The following is a 19262-nucleotide window of genomic DNA, read 5'->3' as shown; positions in this document are numbered from 1 at the left end:
GCACCTTTCAATAACCGACGGTAAAACGCTGACGGGAATGCTGCGGCTTCTCGATTTCATCGACAAGCGCGACGGCATAATCTTCAAAGGAAATGCGGCTCCCCGCCTCGTTGCTGAGAAGACTATCCTTGCCGATGCGGAATTTGCCCGTTCGGTCCCCCGGCACGAATTCGGCTGATGGTGACAGGAAGGTCCAATCGAGTTTCTTTTCCTGCTTCAGCAGATCCAGAAACTCGGCGCCCTTGGTCGCCTCGGCCTTATAGGCAGCCGGGAAATCCGGCAGGTCGACCACGCGCTGGCCGGGTGCGATTTCGAGGCTTCCGGCACCACCGACTACAAGATACCGCGGAACGCCGGAGGCCCGCACGGCCTCGATCAGCGTCTTCGGATCACTCGCCGTAAAATGGACCGAGCTGATCACGGCATCGTGACCCCTCAAAAGCGCGGCAAGCGCTTCACCATCGAACACATCGCCCGTCTTTGCCACCACGCCGCCCAGGGTGGCAATTTTTTCGGGGTGGCGGGCGATCGCCGTCACCTCATGTCCCCGGTCGGAAAGCTCCTTGAGAATACGGGACCCGGCGTTGCCGGATGCACCGATGAGCGCGACTTTAGCCATGACATCTTTCCTCTTGTGAATATCGTTATCGGTCTAATTTATAGACCGCAAGAAACAGCTATGGTATCGCAGCGCTGGCCGCAAGAAGTCAGCGGCGGCTGATCTGGTCACATGGCAATGACCTACATGGGCGACGGGCACAGGAACAGGATATGGCGGAAACGCAAACCAAAGAGGCATTCACCTTTGAGCAGCCCTGCCCTATCCGGGATGTGCTGGACCGTATTGGCGATCAATGGAGCCTGCTTGTTCTGGAAGCCCTGCAGGGCGGCGTGCAGCGTTTCAACGAGTTGAACCGCAAAATTGACGACATTTCCAAGCAGATGTTGTCCCGCACGCTCAAGCGGCTGGAAGAAGACGGCTTCATCCGACGCACGGTTTACGCCGAGGTTCCTCCGCGGGTGGAATATGAACTGACCAGTCTCGGCCGCTCGTTTCTGGTGCCGATGCAGCTGCTCGTGCAATGGGCAGACGAGAACCATGTCCGCATCTGCAAGGCCCGCCTGCACTATTCCGAGAACGATAGTCGGAGTTGACGGAAGCGCCGCGGAGTGCGTCGTGCTCCATGGTCTCCTCGAGGATCTCGAGAAACAGCTCGTCGCGCCGCTCAAGGATAACTATCGTCAAAACTTGGCGTCGTTTCAGCAATCATCCCTTGGAGGAACTTCCGGGCGCTCCCTGAAAACCAGCCGCGTCTATCCCAGCCGGTAAGCCTTACAAACCAACCCGTCCGGCTGGCGATAGGTCGTGAAGCCCATGGCCTCATAATAGGCCTGCCCCAGCAGGTTGTCGGCACCGATGCTGGCGTCGATATTCTGGAGACCTTTCGCATCCGCCGCCTGACGCGTCGCCGCAAACAGTGCGGAACCGACGCCTTTTCTCGCCGCCCGCGGACTTACGTGGGTTCCGATGATACCCCAGCCTTGCGCAACACCATAGGGATTGTCCGGTCGCGCATAGCGCAACGACTGAAACCCAAGGATACGCCCATCCTCGTCTTCGGCGACCGAGCATTCGATACGGTCGGCGTGCTCGATATAATTTGCCAGCACCGTGGTGACATCCGTGGGCGCTTTGCGCAGGCCAGCCGAAAATATCTCGTTCTGGACCTCGGCCATCGCTGCTGCATCATCGCTCGTTGCGGGCCGTATTTTCATCGGCGAATTACCTCACATATCTTGAGATCAATCTCGAATCGCGATCAAGCCGCTTTTGCTTCGGCGCGGTGTCCGCACCAGTTTATGGCTCGAAATCGCCGTTCGCCAAAGCGGAATCGATTTCCGCCGAGTTCAAGGGACCGACACCATCCGCGCCGCAACGCATTCGCGCGGATATCGTTCCCGACTCTCCGTTTCCTTTTTGTACTCATTTTTTCATCGCCTCCCCTTCACTTTGCGACTGACTCCCTCCATATTTCGCCCATGGCCAGATCACCGAAAAACTCCACCTCATCGCGTCAAGGCTTCGAGGAAGCTCCGCAATCGTCCTTAGAAGGTGCGCCGCTCAGCGGCAGCGTCGCCGATTGGGTGAAGCAGCTGGAGGCCGAAGCCGAAGCCGGCTCCGTGGAAACGCAACGGGAAATTGCTTCGAAAGCGGGCAAGCACCGCAAGAAGATCGAGATCGAAGCGCGCAAGGAAGCACAGAAAGCGGCTTCGAAGACGGCGAAAAACACGACGGCCTCCAAGACGGCGCGCGGTGTATCGATCGGCGCATCAAGCGACCCGAAGACCCGTGCCGCCGCCGGTCTTAACCCAGTCGCGGGCATGGATGTTTCCCTTGAAGAAGCGGCGAGCCTCGCACCCGGCTCTGTGACCGCGACTGTCGATGCGCTGTCGAAGCTGATCGAGAGCGGCAACCCGCTGTTCAAGGACGGCAAGCTGTGGACGCCGCACCGCCCGGCCCGCCCGCCGAAATCCGAAGGCGGCGTTCCGATCCGCATGGCTTCGGAGTACAAGCCCGCAGGTGACCAGCCGACAGCCATTGCCGACCTTGTCGAAGGCATCAATTCAGGCGAGCGCAGCCAGGTGCTGCTGGGTGTTACCGGCTCGGGCAAGACTTTCACCATGGCAAAGGTGATCGAGGAAACGCAGCGACCAGCCGTCATCCTCGCGCCCAACAAGACGCTGGCGGCGCAGCTCTATTCGGAGTTCAAGAACTTTTTCCCCGACAATGCGGTGGAATATTTCGTCTCCTACTACGATTATTATCAGCCCGAAGCCTATGTGCCGCGCTCCGACACCTTCATCGAGAAGGAATCCTCGATCAACGAGCAGATCGACCGGATGCGCCACTCCGCCACCCGCTCGCTGCTGGAACGCGACGACTGCATCATCGTCGCCTCGGTCTCGTGCATCTATGGTATCGGCTCGGTTGAAACCTATACCGCCATGACCTTCCAGATGCAGGTGGGCGACCGCTTGGACCAGCGCCAGCTTCTCGCCGACCTCGTTGCCCAGCAATACAAACGCCGCGATATGGATTTCCAGCGCGGCTCCTTCCGCGTGCGCGGCGATACCATCGAAATCTTCCCCGCCCACCTTGAGGATGCCGCCTGGCGCATCTCGATGTTCGGCGACGAGATCGATTCGATCACGGAATTCGACCCGCTGACCGGCCAGAAGACCGGCGACCTGCAATCGGTCAAGATTTACGCCAACTCGCACTATGTCACGCCGCGTCCAACCCTGAACGGCGCGATCAAGTCGATCAAGGAAGAGCTGAAAGGCCGCCTTGCCGAGCTGGAGAAGGCAGGACGCCTGCTGGAAGCCCAGCGACTGGAACAGCGCACGCGCTACGACATCGAGATGCTGGAAGCGACCGGTTCCTGCGCCGGGATTGAAAACTATTCGCGTTATCTCACCGGCCGCAACCCCGGTGAGCCGCCGCCGACTTTGTTCGAATATATCCCTGACAATGCACTGCTGTTCATCGATGAAAGCCATGTTTCCGTCAGCCAGATCGGCGGCATGTATCGCGGCGACTTCAGGCGAAAGGCGACGCTGGCCGAATATGGCTTCCGCCTGCCCTCCTGCATGGACAACCGCCCACTGCGCTTCGAGGAATGGGATGCAATGCGCCCGCTCACCGTCGCGGTTTCGGCCACCCCCGGCTCATGGGAACTGGAACAGTCCGGTGGCGTCTTCGCCGAACAGGTCATCCGTCCGACAGGACTGATCGATCCGCCGGTGGAGGTACGCTCCGCCCGCAGCCAGGTGGACGACGTTCTCGGCGAAATCCGCGAGACCGCCGCCAAGGGTTACCGCACGCTCTGCACCGTGTTGACGAAACGCATGGCCGAGGACCTCACCGAATATCTGCATGAACAGGGCGTTCGCGTCCGTTACATGCACTCCGACATCGATACGCTGGAGCGCATCGAGATCATCCGCGACCTGCGCCTTGGCGCTTTCGACGTTCTCGTCGGTATCAACCTGCTGCGCGAAGGTCTCGACATCCCGGAATGCGGTTTTGTCGCGATCCTCGACGCCGATAAGGAAGGTTTCCTGCGTTCGGAAACCTCGCTGATTCAGACTATCGGCCGCGCCGCCCGTAACGTTGACGGCAAGGTCATCCTCTATGCCGACAATATCACCGGTTCGATGAAGCGGGCGATGGAGGAGACCGCCCGCCGCCGCGAAAAGCAGATGGCCTACAATGCGGAACACGGCATTACGCCGGAATCGGTGAAGGCGAAGATTTCCGATATTCTCGATTCGGTTTACGAGCGCGACCACGTCAGGGCCGATATATCGGGCACATCAGGCAAGGGCTTCGCCGATGGCGGCCACCTCGTCGGCAACAATCTTCAGGCCCACCTCAACGCGCTGGAAAAATCCATGCGCGACGCCGCGGCCGACCTCGACTTCGAAAAGGCCGCCCGCCTGCGCGACGAAATCAAACGCCTCAAGGCCGCCGAACTCGCCACTATGGACGACCCCATGGCCAAGGAAGAGGCACGCGCTATTGAAGGCGGCGGTAAAAACAACAGACGAAGCCACTCGTCTATCTCCTCCGCTGAGGTGGAGACGTCCGCTAGAACAGAGGGGGGTGAGCCACACGCCGCAACCTCCCTCTTCGCCAAACCCTCGCTGGACGAAATGGGCCCCGGCTCGGACGCGGGGAAGCCGCTGTTCCGCAGGAATACGCTGGACGAAATGACCGTGGGCAGAACCGAAAAGCCCGTGCGCGGCGCGGTGCCCGACAAGCCCGAAACCCAGGCAGGAAAACGCTTCTCACCGCGGCTGGAGGGACAGCCGGAGCGCGCCACGGACGATCCACGACCGTTGGTCCGCGGCAAAATCGGTGCGGGCTCCTATGAGGATGCCGGAGAGCAGAAGCGCAAAAGCAGGACAAAGGGCAAGACGGGCCGGCCGGGTCGGTGAGCGGTAGGTGACGTGGGAAGAAAGTAATCGGGACGACAGAATACGGGGAGGAATATTAATGCATCGACATGGCCTCGCCGCATCGCTCCTCCTCCTTTTCGCCAGCTCGGCTCTTGCCGGACAAATCGAAGATGCCACCTTCCATAGTGCCGCCCTCAATGCGCCGCTTGCCGTGAACATCTACCGCCCCGATGGCGCTCCGCCTGACAATGGCTGGCCCGTACTTTATCTGCTGCACGGCCATGATGGCGACGAGAACAGCTGGCGTGACCTCGGCAATATAGAGAAGACGCTTGATACGCTCATAGCAGCAGGCGCTATCCGTCCGCTCGTTGTCGTGATGCCGGGCGTGAAGAATAGTTGGTATGTGGATTCCGCGGCCGTCGGCGGCCCCGGCGATTACGAAACGGCCTTGACCAGCGACCTCCGTCACCAGATTGAGAAAACGCTTCCGGTGCGGAAAGATCGGGAAGGTCGCGCCATCGCCGGGCTTTCCATGGGCGGTTTCGGCGCGCTGCATCTCGCCTATGGCCACGAGGACCTTTACGGCGCCGTTGCAAGCCTCTCCGGCGCCATATGGCAGAATGTTCCCGCATCCGATCTGGACAAGACCCCGGCCGAACTCAAGCTCATTCAGGACAGCGCCTTTTTTCATCAGGTCGATCGCACCACCTTCACAAGCGGTATCGTCCTGCCGTCAACCGGCGACCACTTCTCCGGTGCTTTCGGCACCCCTTTCGATGCGCGTCTGTTCAATGAAAAGAACGTTTTCACCCTCGTTGCCCAGCATGTTGCCGAGAGTGAGGATTTGCCTGCCACCTATCTGACGGTTGGCGACGATGACGGTTTCTTCCTCTGGCGCGGCGCCATCGCCCTGCACGAGACATTGCAGGCCGACAAGCGCAAATCCGAACTGCGGGTCACCGACGGCGACCACGTCTGGTCCGTCTGGAAGGTCTCCATCATCGATGCCTTGAAATTTATAGATGGGGAATGGGACACCAAGTAAGCAACAGCACGAACATGGCAATATGGGCGCCTATCAATAAGTTGCATTTTCTATTATCAAACCATAAAATAGAAAATGCAACTTAAGGAGAAGGCCGTGGATTCGATAAAAAGCTTTGACGACATAAAAGAAATCATAACTCGCCGAGGCGTCCCCGCGAACCTGCTTTTGGGAAATGGGTTCAGTATCGGGGCTTTTCCCGAAAAATTCTCGTATAGCAATATATTTCGGAACGCTGATTTTTCAGGCCACGAAATAATCAGAAAAGTTTTTGAGCGCTTAGACACGCATGACTTCGAGAAGGTTATTTCATACCTTTCGAACATGCAAAAAACTCAAGATTTGTTTGGTAGTAATTCCACGGATTTTAAAAAGGAAATTGAGTTTTTGAAAGAAATACTTATTAAGACGATCTCCGCCAGCCATCCAGATAGGCCAGACAGTATTCCCGTTGATCAATACAGAAAAGCCGGAGATTTCTTGCAGTTTTTTCGAAAAACAAAAAAAGCTTGGAACGGCGGAAAGATATTCACACTAAACTATGACCTACTTCTATATTGGATAATTAACAAAGCTGAAATAACAAAAGAATGCAACGATGGGTTTGCATCGGCGTTAAATACAGATAAATATCTGATTTGGAGCGGAGAGTACAGTGCTCACTTCGCGGACGTATGGTTTCTACATGGAGCACTTCATATCTTTGATGCAGATACGTCGATCAAAAAGAACGCTTGGAATAGGACCGACGTGGGGCTCATTGATCAGACGAGATCAGCACTAGACAGTGATTACTTCCCCATTTTTGTGACAGAAGGATCTAGCGCTGAAAAAAAGGAAAAAATACTTCACAACCCTTACCTCTACACAGGGTTTCGGCAATTTAGCTCTGATATGAGTCAATCTTCAGACAAAGAAAAGGAAAAAGCTTGCCTCGTAATATATGGGCATTCCCTCGATGATTCAGACAACCATATACTAGAAGCAATATATAGAGGCAAAGTCAAATCCGTGTACGTATCTATACACGGAGAAGAAAAATCAGAGAAAAATCAAACAATATTTGATAAATGCAAATACCTGAAATCGAAATCAAAAACTGATATCGATTTCACGTTCTTTCAATCTGAGACAACGGGTCTGTGGAGTTAATCTGGTTTCCTAAAATCAAGAAGGGTCCGGGAACCAAATGCGCCTCCCATCGTTTCCTCCCCGAACGCAATGTTCAGCATACAAAGGGAAGAAACATCATGAAAATCAATGTCATCGCTCTCGCTGCCGCAGCAGCGCTTACCTCTTCCGTGGCCTTTGCCCAGACGGCAACCACGGCCCCTGCTGCTGGCGCGGACGCCACCCTGTCCGGCCCTGGAATCACCATGGGCACCAAGGCAAACGGCCCGCTGAAGTTCATCAACGTTCAGAAGACGGACCTCACGGCCTCCCAGCTTGATGGCATGGACATCTACAATGCCCAGAACGAAAACATCGGCGAGATCGAAGATGTCGTTATCGGCGACGGCAAGACCGTGATCGGTCTGGTTGCCAGCGTCGGCGGCTTCCTCGGTATCGACAAGAGCTACGTCGTTCTCGACCCGGCCTCGGTCGCCGTCAATAACGATAACGGCACGTGGAAGGCCTATGTCGACACGACGAAGGACGCGCTGCAGAACGCTCCCAAGCTCGATTATGACAAGCTGGACGACTGATTACCCCTGCGGTCGCACACTTGTCTCCCCCGCGCCGAGGCGCGGGGGTTTTCGTATGAGCATTATCCGGACCGAAATCCCATCGGCGGCCAACATTTCCTTGTCTGGCCCGCCTGCCCTCGACTATCTTCGGCACGCAAATCACCAAGGATCAATGCGTGCCCGCCCATAAGTTCTTACCCCTTTTCGTCAGCGCCGCCCTTCTCGTGAGCGCGATTCCCCTCTCGGCGCAGACCGGCTGGAAACCCGCCGAGCAGATAAAGACCTATGCCATCAGTGGCGGTTCGGGCGGGGCGCTGTATCAGTCAATCGGCGAACGCGGCCCGACGGCCGGTGTACAGGCCATTGCCCACACCACCTTCAAGCTCACCTGGCGTCGGGATTATCGCCCGCAGCCGGATGGCGCCTGTGTGCTCGCCAGCGCCAGACCCAATCTGACGATCATTTACACGTGGCCGAAAGCGCCTGCCAATCTGCCGCCCGCCGTCGCTGCCAGCTGGAAAACCTTCATCACGGGTGTCGAAACCCATGAGCGCGTGCATGGCGACCATATTCTCGACATGGTGAAGAAGATCGAGGCCTTCAGCATCGGCCTGAGGGCGGAAGACGATCCAAAATGCCAGAAGGTGCGCGCCGTGTTGCAGCAGCGGCTTGGCGAACTCTCCAACGAACAGCGCCAGCGCGGTCGCGATTTCGACCGGGACGAGCTTTCTCCCGGTGGACGGGTGCACCAGCTTATTCTCGCGCTCGTCAACGGTCCCTGAAACGGGCTATTCCGCCGCCTCGCCTTTCAGCAGCGGCTCTGCAAGCGTGACGCTCTCCAACTCGTAGGAGTAGCCCTCGAGCATCGTGTAAGCCTGCTCAATCGCCTCGATCTGCGCTTCGGCATTGCGGATCGCTTCAGCGATAGACTGGCTGCGGGCGCGCAGCATGGAGCTCAGCACGTCGGTGTCGGGCTTGCGGCCGAGGCGGTCCATATGCTTGCGAACCCGGGTACGGTGCCGTTCGAGCTCTAGGATATGAAAGCGACTTTTCAGAATGTCGTCGGTCAGCTTGCGCCGCATGGCGACGACGGGATCGAAGCTGCCGGGCTCGCGCTCGTCCAGAATGAATTCATTGACCAGCGTCTCCAGCATCAGCAGGCCCTTCAGGTCCTTGGCGTCGGCCAGCTGCGGATCATAGCCGGTATCGTCGAATACCTTGCGCCGCACGGGATCCTTGAGAAGCTCATAGGCGGTTTGCAAACGTGCGAACTGTTCGGCATCGCCGCCGCTGTCAGGATGCGCCGCCTTGGCCATCTTGCGGTAGGCAGACTTGATCGCCGCCTCGTCGGCATCGCGCTCCACGCCAAGCAAAACATAGGGATCAATCACAAAAACACCTTCCGACGCATACTCTCACCCGCAGACCTGCCATCAATCTCGCATACCTTGCAGATGGATCATAAGCCAAATCCACCCAACGCGGCACCCCGCGCCGGCGGTTAAACCGGCAAAGCCCACATAAAAGCCTCGCGTCGCGCCGCGGTACGACCGGCGCAATGCCCTTGATGCCGAAATTTGTCGGACCCAAGGCGACTATAGCGACAGGCGGGACAAAATTGTGGAAAGCGGCAGCAAAACATATCCCGCGCTTCATCACGGCATACGCCGGAAACGTTTGCAAACAACACAGGAAAGGTGGCAGACGACCGGTTTTCAAGGGGTTATGGCAGAAATGTGCCAACAGGTGTAAGCTTGTTTTTTGGATCAAGGGAGGACGATCCGGTGCCGCAAACCATTACCCAGACCGTGACGGACTATGTGCATGCCATGGCCTATGCCGATGAAAGCCTGATGCGTGATGTCTTCGACCCACGCGCCAGTATCGTCGGAAATTTCCGGGGTGAAGTCGAATGGCTGTCTCTGGAGGACTTCATCGATCAGTTGCGCAGCAGCGAACGCGGCCTGCCCGATCATGATCCCGCTTTCGAGATCATCGGCATTGACAAGGAGGGCGACAGCGCCTCGGTCAAGGTGACGACGCGCTTCGACGGCAAGGACTTCTATGAATATCTGTCGCTGCTGGAACGTGACGGCAATTGGTCAATCGTCCACAAGCTTTATCATATCAGGCCATAGGCAGGACTTGCGCCGGCGCAACATCATCAGCTTCTCGACTGTCGCGGCAGGCAACGACCTAAAAAAGGTCGCTGTAAATTGCCGTGATCCAGATCGCGTCGAAAAGCAGCCATACCACACCGAGCCACATGATCGTGCGGCTATTGTCGGTCCTCATCGCCACGAGTGCGATGAGCAGACCGCAGACGATCCGCACGAGATACCATGGCCCAAGCTGTTCGAAATGCTGCCTTCCCTTGATGTAAGTATCCATCAGATCGAACACAAAGGAGGCCGCAAAAAGCGCAAAAAAAGCATGTCGCCGTCGCAGGAAAAAACTCTCCCGCTCAGCCGATTCCTGAATATGGTCGGGGTAAAGCAGCGTCGACATCAGGAAGAAAAGCGACGTGTAAACAAGGACAAAAATGTAAATCCAGAAATTCCAGTTCTGGATGAGCCGCAAGGCAAATTCCCACCACCAGAAATGCACGGCCCCGAGAAGCAGGGCAATCGACCAGACGATCTGGGCATGGGTGCGGTCGGTTTTCTGCGGCTCCTGCAGCCGCCTTGAAAGGCCGGACAACACGCGGGTAATTGCAAGGCCGAGGATTAGGCTGACCAATATCCGCAAGTGACCATAGGCATCCATCACAACCGCCGCTTCTCGTCCATCTCTTGATCGAGAAGATACGCTGAATGCAACCGGCTTTACAACTCTGGCGGATACCCAGCGCGAAGTTCCCTCGTCTTCTGGTGGGCCCACGGCGCGGTGTTTTCATCAAATGGATTAAACAGGTCCGTGCGGCTGCCGAGCAGCAGGCGCAGTCAACCAGACATAGTGCGGTGAAAGGATTGATTTCACTGGTGCCCCCGGCAGGGTTCGAACCCGCGACCCCCTGATTACAAATCCCATCGCATTCTCAACGATTTCAGGTTTGTGGGTACGCGTAAAATGTAAAATGAGGCCTAAAAGAACCTAATGCTTCCAGTGACCTCAATATCTGATTGTAAAATGAAATCCACAGATAACGACGCCTGTGGAAAACCGCTCGCCGCAACGTATGAATGTTTACAACGGCAAACTTGAAGCCCAGGTTGCGGTGAGTTAACCCAGCAGAAACAGCGGCCATAATGAATACGATGAAACTGCTTTGGAGATGCACTACCTAAAACCGGCATCGGCACATGGCCCAAGGTTTTGGCATGAGTTGATCAGTCTTTGGGTCGGGGGCCTAAAACGGCGATAAGTTATGGAATTCGTTCCTCGGAAGGATGATTATTAAGAATATGAGAATAGCTGTGCCCTATCAGGAAGCTACGAACTGAAGCCTGACGAAATGCACAGACGCCCTAGCTTACGGTTTGGGCAGTTAGCGCTTTAGGAGATGTTAAGTGATTTGGCCATTTCGTAAAAAGATAGATTTCATGGCGTCCTTGGGGACGAACTGCGAAATGGCGTACAATTTGCGGCAAACATATGGTTTGCAACAGACTGGTCTCCTTGACTGGATGATTACACCTCTATCGGCCATTCCGACCTTGATCGGATCTCATTTCGATTTAATTGGGAACGATTTTGAAAAGCAAGTTGAGCATGTTGAACTTGCGGGTGGCGCAGATAGCATAATGCACATGAAGACTGGTATCCTGCTACACCATGCTTTCCCGCGTGATAGCAACGATCGGATAGCCGACGATTGGAAAGATAAAATACCGGAAGTGGTCTCGAAGTACCGCTTTTTGGGTGAGAGAATGCACCTTTCCATCCTTGCTGCGAAACGCCCAATTTTCTTTTTGAACCGCGCCGGGTTACATGATGCGTTGCCATCTCACATGGTAAAAGTTTCAACAGATTCCGACATATATTGCGTGATATTCGAGGCATTAATCAAAGCATACCCAACCTCTCGGCTTGTGATCATGAATGGGGACAAGAAAGCTATAGAGAAATTAGGTCGAAGGCCGCGAGTTTTGGTGGCCGATGTTGCCGATCAGGGTGACTGGCATGAGGGAGTGCAAGGCCACTTCGGTGGGCGTCGAGAAGAATGGTACAATTCATTAAAAAAACTTAAGCTTCAATAAGAGTCGGTGGTTTGCCTTCGGAGATTTCCGGACATTCCAGAGAGGATGCAGAGGGGATTATTCGGCGTCACTATCTGGCAGGCCAGGAGGTCATTGACGCCATCAAGAAGGGAACGCGCTAGCAACAAAATGTAAAAAGCGCGGTATGCTGTAAAATGGATGTTTTTGAAATTTCACGTAAATGATTGATTTCAAAGGTAAAAACTGGTGCCCCCGGCAGGGTTCGAACCCGCGACCCCCTGATTACAAATCAGGTGCTCTACCAACTGAGCTACAAGGGCAAGCCAGTGCCTTGCCAACTATCAGATTCTGACCTGGTGTAAAGCGAAAATTGTGTCCGGGCAGCCAGACGCGCTCTTTTCCACACCGGGCCCTACGCCTTTCCGCGGCGTGATCGCTATCGGATCAAAGACGACAAAATAAGCGAAGTGTTTACGCGGCGTTGCTAAAATGGCGATGTACCATAACCATTCCAGCGAGAATACGCATCCGATGCGCGCGAGCATACAGAAAATCCAACTGACCGGCACTATCGTCATCGCCGTCAGCGCCATATTGCTGGCGACCCTTGCCGCGCTGCCGAGCGTTTCCAACTACCTGCGTTACAGGACAAACGCCCAGCAACTTGTCCGCTTTGAAACCGCGCTTCAATCGGCCTGGCTGGTCTCGGCCGAGCGTGGCCCCGCCAACAATCTGATGGCGGCGTCTTCAGTGGATGCCAAGCTGATCGACGCTCTTGCCGCTGCGCGCAAAGCTACGGACGACAAGCTTTCCCAAGTCGAGACGTCCTTCGCCGAAGAAATCAAGATGCAACCCGGCTTTGCAAAATCGCTGCTCGAAACCCGCCAGAGGCTTGCTGAATCACGCCGGCTCGTGGACGACGTCGCGGCTCTTTCCCCTCAGGCGCGCAGCTATAGCGCCATGGCAAACGCCATTCAGTCGATGTTCAAGGCCGCCGATAGTGTGAACCTGCTGCGCGGCAGGGCCGCCCGCGCCATCATAACGAAAACGCCTGACGTAGCGATCGACGTTGCCATGACGGGCACGGCCGGTGTGATGCGTGACAGGATCGGCCGCCTTGGCTCCTACGTCGTCATGAGCATGCAGGCTAACCGGCAGGACACGCTCAGCTATCGCGCAAAATTCGATACCGAGATGCAAAGCCTGCTGTTGATAAAGTCCTCGCTGTGGAACTACACGGCTGCCTATCTGTCGACCCCGCGTCTGGATGCCGCATTCCGTGAATTCGAGTCCTACTATTTCGGTCAGGCGCTTCGCTATGCACAGAACACGATTGCCATCGTGATGCCCTCTGCCCGCCCGAGCGTACGGGAATTTTCCGAAAGCTATATTCAGGGCATGCGCTCCTCGGACAAGCTGCGCGACCTCATCCTCTCCGAGACACGGGCGAGGATCGAAAACAACAAGGAAAGAGCGCTGGTCTACGGCGCGTCGTCTCTGCTTCTTGCCCTCATTGCAGTTCTCGTCCTGCTTCGCCTGACCTGGGTCTACAGAACGGCGCTCTTCCAGCCGATGCAGTCCGTGCGTGCGCAGATAGCGGCGATAGCCGCCGGCGATCTTTCGGAAGTCGACCAAAAGGACGGTGTTGCGCCGGAAGTCAAAAAAATGTTCCAGGAGCTTGATTTCCTGCGTGAACAGCTCCGCCAGAAAGTTGAAATGGAAGATCAGCAACGTGCGCTGGCCGAGCAGCTGCGTGCCCTTTCCGAAACCGATGCCCTCACCGGTGTCTTCAATCGGCGCGCGCTGGAAAAATCGGTGCGCTCCATCCTGAGCAGCGGCGAGCAATGTCCGGCGCTCGGCGTGATGATCGTCGATATCGACCACTTCAAATCCATCAACGACCGCTACGGCCACGCCATGGGCGACCTCGCGCTGCAGAAGACCGCGAGCCTTCTGAAAAGCGCGTTGCGCAAGGGCGACATTCTGGCCCGATATGGCGGTGAGGAATTTGTCGTCGTGTTGCAGGATGTCAGCCACGCCCTGGCCACCGCCACCGCCGATCGGCTTCGCCGCATGATCGAAGCTCAGATCATCGATGAACAGAGCGGTCTATCGCTGACAGCAAGTTTCGGTGTTGTCTGGCAGGAAGCACGCGCCATTGGCAATTGGGACGAATTAATCGCCATAGCCGACGACAGGCTCTATGAGGCAAAGCGCGCCGGCAGAAACCGCGTGTGGGCGACCTATTTCCCGAAGGTCGCAAACGGCTAAGCGATAATGCAGGCCTGACGGAATATCCGCTAGACCAGATCCAGCGTCATGACCACAGGGCAATGATCTGAAGCCTTCGGACGATCCCAGCCGGTGCGCGGATAGCGCTCCACCTCCTGGCCCGGCGGAAAGACCGTGCGGAAGGGCTGGCCGTTTCGAATGATTTCAGGAACATGGGTGGCATTCGTTTCCGCCAGGCGCGGCGAAAGCCAGATATAGTCAAGCTGGCAAAGATGCTGCTCCTGCGGCCCGCGCGAATGGTAGAGCGTCCAGCGATCCATGACGTCGCGGCGCGTCATCGGATTGACGACGAAACCATCGGCCGTGAAGATATCGAGAGCGCTCAGCTCTTCCCGGATCGGCGTGAAACTGTAACCGTTGCGCCTGTCGCCGGAAATCGCAACGCGCTCCTGATAGTCGTTCATATCGCCGCAGATCGCGAAATTCTTGTTATGCGTGTTACCCACGCCCCAGCGATTTTCGATGATGCGGCGAACGGCGCGGGCTTCCGCCTCGCGAACAGGCATGGTGCCAAGCCTAGCATCCACCGCGTCCCGTGAGTTGGTCATGGATTTAAGATGGGTGACATAGAGCGTCAGCGGCTTTCCGCCGATGCGCAGGTCGATTTCCAGACAGTCCCGTTTGAAAATCTTGTCGTCGATCTGGTTTGTCGTCGCCAGCTCGGGACTGAAGAGATCGAGATTGCGATAGGTGAGCGCCGCATGGCTCTTGATGTCGACCACTTCGATCTTGTGGCCGTCTCGCGTCTCCTCACGCATCACGACGGCGACATCGATGCCGCGGCTGTCATTGCCCTCTACCAGATATTTCTGCATGTAGCCGTTGCCGACCATGCGGTAGAGATAACCATATTCGAAGGCCTGCAACGCCGCCATGTTGTCGACCTCCTGCAGGCAGAGAATATCGGCATCCGCATCAGCGATGGCGAGCGCCGAAAGCTGGCGCGTATCGTCGGTGGATGACACCATCCGCGCACCTTCCAGCGCCTGATAGGTGGCCTCATCGCGGATATCGAAAAGCTGCATCGCCCTGTCGCGCCGCGTCTGGTTGCGAAAGCCGGTGAAATCGAAACGGGTGAGAAGGTTTTCGATATTGAAGGTGGCAAGCCGAAGCGACATGAATCAATCCCATTGCTACGGCCGCAGCTTAGCTGGTGTCGTTCCGCCTTTCCAGCGTTCGGGTCGCGTGCGCTCTAAAGCCGCCACCCGCTGCGAATGGCAACCGGGAACTTGTCACCCACCGTCACCGCCTCGCGCGAATAGGCCCTCAGCACCTGCCCATCCGGCAGATCGAGACGCAGAGCATATCGTTCGCCCTCATAAAGAACCGACGTCACCGTGCAGCCAATGCCTTCCGGATCCCGCAACACATCCTGCGGCCGCACGAGAACATCCGCCTGAGGCAATTGCGTGACCCCTTCCATCGCCGCCCGAAGCATCGCCCAGTCAAGATCGCGCCCGCCCCCTTCCGGCAGCGACAGGTTGAGGATCGCCCCCTGCCCCACCAGCGAACCGACCAGCCTGCCCTCCGGTCGCACATAAAGCGCCGCCGGCGCGGCGACCTGCAGCAGCCTGCCCTGCGACATGACGGCGACATCGGTCGCCAGCGCCATGGCCTCGGCCTGGTCATGGGTGACATAGATCATCGTTGCGCCGGAACGGACGTGGAATTCGCGAAACGTCTCCTCCATCTCCTGACGGAGGTGCCGGTCGAGATTGGCGAGCGGCTCGTCGAGCAGCACCACATCAGGCTCGGTCACAAGGCAGCGGGCGAGCGCCACGCGCTGCCGCTGGCCGCCGGATAGTTCGGCGGGGCGGCGATCGGCAAAACTCTCGAGACGGACGGCGGCCAGCGCCTGGCGCACCTTCTCTCGATATTTTTCTCCCGATATGCCGCGCACCTTGAGAGGATAGCCGGCATTGTCGGCAACCGACATATGCGGCCAGAGCGCATAAGACTGGAACACCATCGCCATGTTACGCCGCTCGGGGGGCACCATGCTGCCGGCATCGGCCAGCACGCGCTCGCCGAGAAGGATGGAACCATCGGTCGGCTGTTCGAAGCCGGCGATCATGCGCAGCACCGTCGTTTTGCCGCAGCCGGAAGGCCCAAGCAAAGCGAGAAAACCACCTTCGCGAACCGTTAGCGATACATCGTCCACGGCGGGCTTCGCTCCCGCACCAAAACTTTTAGAGAGGCGGTTGAGGATCAGTTTCGCCACGGAACGACTCCTTTTGGCAGATAGCGCCCCAGAATTTCGAGCAGCAGCATAAGGACAATGACCATGATGACGACGAGCACCGAAAGTGCTGAGGCGAGATCGAAGCTGCCGCTGTCATCGAGATTGTAGATGAGCACGCCGAGCGTCTGTGTGCCGGCAGACCAGAGGAGCGCCGAGACCGTCAGCTCGTTACATGCGATCAGGAATACGAGAATGACGGAAGCACCGGCCGCAGGACCGACCAGCGGCAGGATGATATCCCGGAGCCGCCGCCAGAAACCGGCGCCGGAGAGCCTTGCGGCCTCTTCCAGCGATGGATCGAATTGCAGGAAGGCGCTGACCATGGGCTTGAGGCTGACGGCGAAGAAGGAGGAGAAGTATGCGAGCAGGATGATCCAGATCGTGCCGTAAAGCGTGAAGCCCAGCAGCGGGATGGGGGCTGCGAATAGCAGCACGAAGGAAACGGAGATCACCACGCCTGGCAGGGCATAGGGGATATCCACCAGCGCCGAGAGCAGGAACATGAAACGGCTCTTGCCACGCACCAGGAAATAGGCCGTCAGCACCGTCACCGCCAATAGGCACAATGATGTGACTGTTGCCAGAAACAGCGAATTGCGGAAGGCCGTGCGGGTGACGCTCTGCCGATACAGTAGCTCCTCATAGGCATGCAGCGTTGCGGTCTTGAGGCTGAGCGGCACGCCATAGGCTGGGGCCAGCGAGCTCGCCACCAGCGCCGTCAACGGCGCGACCAGCATGAAGAACAGCGCAAGCCACAGGACAAGCTCTGCCGGCACACGCCACCGCGCCAGCCCGAAAGTCGCCGCCTTGCCGGAAAGGCCGATGATGCGATAGTCCCTGCCCTTCATCGCCCGTTCCTGCAAAGCGAGCCCGGCCACGGAAATGATCGCGATCATGGTCGAGAGAATGGCGATATCACCGAAGGTGCTGGTGCCGAAACTGGCAAAACGGCTGTAGATCAGTGTCGGCAAAGTGAAGATCGAGGCGGGGATGCCGAGGATCGCCGGAATGCCGAAATTGCCGACATTCGAGACGAAGGAGATTGCCGCACCGGCGATCAATCCCGGCGTCGACAGCGGCAGGATAATATCGAACAGCACGCGGCGCGGCGAGGCACCGGAAAGCTTGGCAGCCTCGATGCCGTCCTGCGGCAAGGCGAGCAGACCGGCGCGCAGCGACAGATAGACGAGCGGCGCATGCTGCACGCCAAGCAGAAGTGCGATGCCGGCGATGGAATAAAGCGGCTGCGGCGAGCCCATCGCCGGCGCAAGGCCGATCGCCTTCAACAGCGTGCTCGACGGGCCGGTCATGCCGATCCACGACAGCGCCGTCACCTGCGGCGGGATCATCATCGGCAGCATGAACAGGAAGCTCAAAATCGACTTCCCGCGGATGTCACACAGCGTCAGCGAAAGCGCGAAGGAGCCGCCAATCGCCAGGGAAATCAGCATGCCGAAGAACGAGGTGGAGAGCGTATTCAGCGCCGCATCCCAAAGGGCCGGATCGGCGAGAAGCCGCCATATGTCACCATTCAGGGACGAGATGATGCCGGTATAGGCGAGCCGGCCGAGCGGCAGGGCGCTGAGTGCGAAGACGACACTCACCACAAAGGGAAACAGCCAGCGCGGCTGGCTGCTTCCATAAGCCTTGGAACGGGTCATTCCGAACTATCAGCCCTTGGAGCCGAAGATATCGGAGAAGGTCTTCAGATCCTGCTCGGAGTTCTTCAGTGCATCAGCAGCGCCGAGCGGCAGAACCTTGATCTTGTCGCGGGCCGGGAAACCTTCCGGCATGCCGGCGTCTGCACGCGCGGGGATGTAACCGAGCTTGACGAAGCCCTGCTGGCCCTTTTCCGAAAGCACGTAATCGACAAATTTCTTGGCCGCTTCTTCATGCTTGGTGCCCTTGATGATCGCGACCGGCTCGGTGACGGCCGACACGCCCTCTTCCGGGAAAACGAACTCGACCGGTGCGCCCTTGGCCTTTTCGCGGATCGGCATGTAATCGACGACCACGCCATAGGCCTTTTCACCCGAAGCGACGGACTTCAGCACCGCGCCGTTGCCACCGCCGGCAATGGCTTCATTGGCCTTCAGCGCCTTGTAGTAGTCCCAGCCGAGGCCGTTTGCGGCGGCAAGCGTCTGCGCGTGGATCAGTGCGGCACCCGAGGTGAGCGGGCTCGGCATAGTGACCAGACCCTTGGCTTCCGCCTTGGCCAGATCCTTCCAGCTCGTCGGCTTCATCGCGGCGGCGGTGTTGTACGTGATACCGGTCGTGATGAGCTTGGTGGAATAATAATAGCCGTCCGCATCATAAAGCGAGGCATCGATATTCTTGGCTTCGGCAGACTTGTGGGCAAGAAGCTGGCCGGCCTGCTTCATGCGCTCCAGCGTCACGGTGTCGGCGATCAGAAGGACGTCGGCAACCGGATTGCCGGCATTGATCTCGGCCATCAGCTTGGCCATGATCTTCGGCGTTCCGTCACGCACCCATTCGACGTCGAGACCCGGATTGGCGGCCTTGAACCCATCAACGGTCGCCTGCGCGTCCTCGTTCGGCTGGCTGGTATAAAGTACCAGATCGGCGGCATTGGCCGCGGTGGCGATGAAGCCGAGCGATACGATGGCGGTGAAAGCGGAGAGCAGCGTTTTCATGGATCCAGTCCCTGTTGTTTCATGGGACCGCTTAAACATGCTTGCATAACATGTATGTGACAGGCAGGATTTTGATACCGTTATCTTCTATCGGCAAGGGTTGAGACCGCGGCCAACCCCCTCTGCCCTGCCGGGCATCTCCCCCTCAAGGGGGAGATCAGCAAGAAGCTTTGTCCGCACTTCATTATCAAGCGTCGAGATAGGCGGGGGCCTACC

Annotated in this window: 17 protein-coding genes and 1 tRNA gene; 9 read left to right on the top strand and 9 right to left on the bottom strand. The window is 57.5% G+C overall.

Annotated elements, in window-relative coordinates:
• Positions 1 to 7: 7 nt before the first annotated feature.
• Positions 8 to 619 (bottom strand): NAD(P)-dependent oxidoreductase, encoded by a 612-nt coding sequence (locus AT6N2_RS00625; protein ID WP_209087668.1) that lies wholly within the window; start codon positions 617 to 619, stop codon positions 8 to 10.
• Positions 620 to 771: 152 nt separating this feature from the next.
• On the opposite strand from AT6N2_RS00625, the gene AT6N2_RS00620 reads away from it, so the two are divergent.
• On the top strand, positions 772 to 1155 hold the full coding sequence (locus AT6N2_RS00620) for a winged helix-turn-helix transcriptional regulator (protein WP_063948554.1): 384 nt from the start codon (positions 772 to 774) through the stop codon (positions 1153 to 1155).
• A gap of 159 nt (positions 1156 to 1314) precedes the next feature.
• On the opposite strand, the gene AT6N2_RS00615 is transcribed toward AT6N2_RS00620, so the two are convergent.
• Entirely contained in the window at positions 1315 to 1776 is a 462-nt protein-coding gene (locus tag AT6N2_RS00615) for a GNAT family N-acetyltransferase (RefSeq protein ID WP_209087666.1), read from the bottom strand.
• Positions 1777 to 2040: 264 nt separating this feature from the next.
• Between AT6N2_RS00615 and uvrB the strand changes: the two genes are divergently transcribed.
• From uvrB to AT6N2_RS00590, 5 genes are all read left to right on the top strand, one after another.
• The gene (gene uvrB, locus AT6N2_RS00610) at positions 2041 to 5001 is read left to right on the top strand and encodes an excinuclease ABC subunit UvrB (protein ID WP_209087664.1); all 2961 of its coding nucleotides are present in this window, start codon (positions 2041 to 2043) and stop codon (positions 4999 to 5001) included.
• Positions 5002 to 5059: 58 nt separating this feature from the next.
• Entirely contained in the window at positions 5060 to 6010 is a 951-nt protein-coding gene (locus tag AT6N2_RS00605; protein ID WP_209087662.1) for an alpha/beta hydrolase, read from the top strand.
• A 96-nt stretch (positions 6011 to 6106) separates the two neighbouring features.
• Positions 6107 to 7162: a DUF4917 family protein gene (locus tag AT6N2_RS00600; RefSeq protein ID WP_209087660.1), complete on the top strand. Its 1056-nt coding sequence runs from the start codon at positions 6107 to 6109 to the stop codon at positions 7160 to 7162.
• A gap of 98 nt (positions 7163 to 7260) precedes the next feature.
• Positions 7261 to 7716, top strand: coding sequence for a PRC-barrel domain-containing protein (locus AT6N2_RS00595; RefSeq protein ID WP_063948546.1), 456 nt, complete (start codon positions 7261 to 7263; stop codon positions 7714 to 7716).
• 158 nt (positions 7717 to 7874) lie between these two features.
• Positions 7875 to 8480, top strand: coding sequence for a DUF922 domain-containing Zn-dependent protease (locus tag AT6N2_RS00590; protein ID WP_209087658.1), 606 nt, complete (start codon positions 7875 to 7877; stop codon positions 8478 to 8480).
• 6 nt (positions 8481 to 8486) lie between these two features.
• Here the strand turns inward: AT6N2_RS00590 and AT6N2_RS00585 are convergent, their stop codons facing one another.
• Complete coding sequence (locus tag AT6N2_RS00585; protein WP_209087656.1) at positions 8487 to 9089, bottom strand: J domain-containing protein; 603 nt, start codon at positions 9087 to 9089, stop codon at positions 8487 to 8489.
• 393 nt (positions 9090 to 9482) lie between these two features.
• On the opposite strand from AT6N2_RS00585, the gene AT6N2_RS00580 reads away from it, so the two are divergent.
• On the top strand, positions 9483 to 9836 hold the full coding sequence (locus tag AT6N2_RS00580; RefSeq protein WP_209087654.1) for a nuclear transport factor 2 family protein: 354 nt from the start codon (positions 9483 to 9485) through the stop codon (positions 9834 to 9836).
• Positions 9837 to 9894: 58 nt separating this feature from the next.
• On the opposite strand, the gene AT6N2_RS00575 is transcribed toward AT6N2_RS00580, so the two are convergent.
• On the bottom strand, positions 9895 to 10464 hold the full coding sequence (locus AT6N2_RS00575; RefSeq protein ID WP_063949079.1) for a hypothetical protein: 570 nt from the start codon (positions 10462 to 10464) through the stop codon (positions 9895 to 9897).
• 743 nt (positions 10465 to 11207) lie between these two features.
• Here AT6N2_RS00575 and AT6N2_RS00570 point away from each other — a divergent pair.
• Positions 11208 to 11897 carry a hypothetical protein gene (locus tag AT6N2_RS00570; RefSeq protein WP_209087652.1) on the top strand — a complete coding sequence of 230 codons (690 nt, stop codon included), beginning with the start codon at positions 11208 to 11210 and terminating at the stop codon, positions 11895 to 11897.
• Between the two features lie 205 nt (positions 11898 to 12102).
• Here the strand turns inward: AT6N2_RS00570 and AT6N2_RS00565 are convergent.
• Positions 12103 to 12178: transfer RNA gene (locus tag AT6N2_RS00565), tRNA-Thr, on the bottom strand.
• A 211-nt stretch (positions 12179 to 12389) separates the two neighbouring features.
• On the opposite strand from AT6N2_RS00565, the gene AT6N2_RS00560 reads away from it, so the two are divergent.
• A complete protein-coding gene (locus AT6N2_RS00560; protein ID WP_209087650.1) occupies positions 12390 to 14129 on the top strand; it encodes a GGDEF domain-containing protein in 1740 nt (579 codons plus the stop codon).
• Between the two features lie 29 nt (positions 14130 to 14158).
• Here the strand turns inward: AT6N2_RS00560 and AT6N2_RS00555 are convergent, their stop codons facing one another.
• The 4 genes from AT6N2_RS00555 to AT6N2_RS00540 all read right to left on the bottom strand — a co-directional run bounded on the left by AT6N2_RS00555 (position 14159) and on the right by AT6N2_RS00540 (position 19046).
• Complete coding sequence (locus AT6N2_RS00555) at positions 14159 to 15268, bottom strand: endonuclease/exonuclease/phosphatase family protein (protein ID WP_209087647.1); 1110 nt, start codon at positions 15266 to 15268, stop codon at positions 14159 to 14161.
• A 74-nt stretch (positions 15269 to 15342) separates the two neighbouring features.
• Positions 15343 to 16371, bottom strand: coding sequence for an ABC transporter ATP-binding protein (locus AT6N2_RS00550; protein WP_209087645.1), 1029 nt, complete (start codon positions 16369 to 16371; stop codon positions 15343 to 15345).
• Positions 16359 to 18053, bottom strand: a complete 1695-nt coding sequence (locus tag AT6N2_RS00545) for an ABC transporter permease (RefSeq protein WP_209087643.1) — start codon at positions 18051 to 18053, stop codon at positions 16359 to 16361. The genes AT6N2_RS00550 and AT6N2_RS00545 overlap by 13 nt, the downstream gene beginning before the upstream one ends.
• A 9-nt stretch (positions 18054 to 18062) precedes the next feature.
• A complete protein-coding gene (locus tag AT6N2_RS00540) occupies positions 18063 to 19046 on the bottom strand; it encodes an ABC transporter substrate-binding protein (protein ID WP_209087641.1) in 984 nt (327 codons plus the stop codon).
• Between the last annotated feature and the right edge of the window lie 216 nt (positions 19047 to 19262).

It is taken from the genome of Agrobacterium tumefaciens, assembly GCF_017726655.1.
Taxonomy (GTDB): Bacteria; Pseudomonadota; Alphaproteobacteria; order Rhizobiales; family Rhizobiaceae; genus Agrobacterium; species Agrobacterium tumefaciens_B.
The sequence above is the reverse complement of the archived record's forward strand: the minus strand, read 5'-3'. Positions and strand labels throughout refer to the sequence as shown.

Coding starts and splice junctions, on each gene's coding strand:
- AT6N2_RS00595 (WP_063948546.1), top strand. CDS start 7,261: ATGAAAATCAATGTCATCGCTCTCGCTGCCGCAGCAGCGCTTACCTCT.
- AT6N2_RS00540 (WP_209087641.1), bottom strand. CDS start 19,046: ATGAAAACGCTGCTCTCCGCTTTCACCGCCATCGTATCGCTCGGCTTC.
- AT6N2_RS00555 (WP_209087647.1), bottom strand. CDS start 15,268: ATGTCGCTTCGGCTTGCCACCTTCAATATCGAAAACCTTCTCACCCGT.
- AT6N2_RS00560 (WP_209087650.1), top strand. CDS start 12,390: ATGCGCGCGAGCATACAGAAAATCCAACTGACCGGCACTATCGTCATC.
- AT6N2_RS00605 (WP_209087662.1), top strand. CDS start 5,060: ATGCATCGACATGGCCTCGCCGCATCGCTCCTCCTCCTTTTCGCCAGC.
- AT6N2_RS00620 (WP_063948554.1), top strand. CDS start 772: ATGGCGGAAACGCAAACCAAAGAGGCATTCACCTTTGAGCAGCCCTGC.
- AT6N2_RS00625 (WP_209087668.1), bottom strand. CDS start 619: ATGGCTAAAGTCGCGCTCATCGGTGCATCCGGCAACGCCGGGTCCCGT.
- AT6N2_RS00615 (WP_209087666.1), bottom strand. CDS start 1,776: ATGAAAATACGGCCCGCAACGAGCGATGATGCAGCAGCGATGGCCGAG.
- AT6N2_RS00575 (WP_063949079.1), bottom strand. CDS start 10,464: ATGGATGCCTATGGTCACTTGCGGATATTGGTCAGCCTAATCCTCGGC.
- AT6N2_RS00545 (WP_209087643.1), bottom strand. CDS start 18,053: ATGACCCGTTCCAAGGCTTATGGAAGCAGCCAGCCGCGCTGGCTGTTT.
- uvrB (WP_209087664.1), top strand. CDS start 2,041: ATGGCCAGATCACCGAAAAACTCCACCTCATCGCGTCAAGGCTTCGAG.